The sequence below is a fragment of the Frankia sp. CcWB2 genome (assembly GCF_977927585.1).
Window position 1 is genome coordinate 5179 of sequence record NZ_CDWRCM010000233.1, and the last position, 1310, is coordinate 6488.

At 73.6% G+C, this 1310-nt stretch carries 1 protein-coding gene; it reads left to right on the top strand.

Going from position 1 to position 1310, the window contains the following annotated elements:
• The coding region (locus ACY45C_RS19090) for a PP2C family protein-serine/threonine phosphatase (RefSeq protein WP_462188944.1) at positions 1 to 1262 on the top strand (1262 nt) is incomplete at its 5' end.
• Positions 1263 to 1310: the final 48 nt, after the last annotated feature.

A 1310-nucleotide genomic window follows, 5' to 3' on the forward strand; every position in this document is an offset into this window, starting at 1 on the left:
AGAACCAGCGACGCTCCCGTGGCCTCAACCATCAGCGCCACCGATACGGTACGGTGCCGATCCGTGACAGCTCTGACATCACCCCGCCCGACGGGATCGTCCCCGGCTTCGCCGAGCCGACGCCGGTCTCCTCGGCAACCGGTGCGACGGGCAACGCGGCGGACAGGTCAGCGGACAGCGCGAGCGGCGTCCCGGACGCAGGCGCGGCATGGGGAGGGGATGTGACCTCGCAGGTTTCCGTCGGCGGCGGTGAAGGCGACCGCGATCCCGAGTCCACCGGCTGGACGCCACCGCCCGCCGGTCAGCCGCACCTCGGGCCCGGTGCCTTCGGTGACGAACGGGCGGATGCCACCCGCTACTACGACCCGGCGACCGGCGACTATCCCCTCCCGCCAGCCGGGGAACACGCGCCGGCTCCGCGCGGTGCCGAGCCGACCCGAACGGTTGAGGACACGCCGTGGGAGAGCTCCCCCACGGCGACGACCATCCCCGTGGCTCCGCCCACTCCCCCGAGGGGGCAGGCGGGCGATCTCATGGCGATCGAGCCGGAGCAGACGACGGCCGCCGCGCTGCGACTCGCCGCCGCGGGGCGCACCCGCCGGGGCAGACGCGGCGGTCCCAACGAGGACGCGTTCGTCGTCGTCGACGGGCTGCTGGCGGTATCGGACGGGGTCGGTGGCGAGGCTGCCGGCCAGATCGCGTCCACGCTGGCGGTCACCACGGTGGCGGGTTTCCGCCCGCAGTACGCCGAGGATCCGCTTGAGGGCCTGCGCAAGGCCGTGGAACGGGCGAACTGGGTGGTCCGGACCCGGGCTCGCGAGGAGCCGGCCTGGCTCGGCATGGCCTGCACGCTGGACGTCGTCATCCTCGGGCGCCAGCAGAGCACCGGCGAGTACCTCACCGTCGCGCACGTGGGTGACAGCTCGGTGTGGTTGCAGCCCGGCAAGGGACGGCCGCGGGCACTGACCACGCCGCACGCGATCCGCAACGGTCCGTTGCTCAACGCCGTCGGGCTCGCTGACGAGATCGAGGCGGACATCTTCAGCGAGCCGGTCCGCGCCGGTGACCGGGTCGTTCTCGCCAGCGACGGCATCACCAAGGTGATGAGCCCGGAACAGCTCGACGGCCTGCTGAGCGCGCTGGGGCCCGAGCCGCCCGAACGGGCCGCGGACGCGCTCGTCGAGGCGGCCCTGCTGGCCGGTGCCCGGGACGACACCACCATCGTCGTCGCGGATCTGGTGTCCGAACCCGCAGCCCGGTGAGTTCGTCCGGTCACCCGGTCACCTGGACACCCGGCGCCCGGCCCGGCG